Annotated in this window: 1 pseudogene; it reads right to left on the minus strand. The window is 71.8% G+C overall.

Annotated elements, in window-relative coordinates:
- Positions 1 to 262 (minus strand): annotated as a pseudogene (locus tag HCK04_RS40800) (hypothetical protein); the annotation flags it as partial.

Here is a 262-nt window from a genome sequence, read left to right on the forward strand (position 1 = left end):
TTTCCTCGAAGCCCCCGGCATCCCGCGTGTCTTCGGCGTGGTCGGTGGTGTCGTCGGCCTGGCCCGGCTCGTCAGTGGTCCCGGTGGTGTCGAGGGCGTAGTCGCTGGGGGCGCTGTCGCCGAGGTCCGCGAAGTGGTCGCTGACGTCGTCGTCGGCGGCAGGGTCAGCAGGGTCTTCGGTGGCCGGGTCGGCCTGGCTTGGCTCGTCAGTGCATCCGGCAGGGTCGGGGACGTAGTCGCTGGGGGCGCTGTCGCCGAGGTC

The sequence above is a fragment of the Microbispora sp. CL1-1 genome (assembly GCF_012034195.1).
GTDB lineage: Bacteria > Actinomycetota > Actinomycetes > Streptosporangiales > Streptosporangiaceae > Microbispora.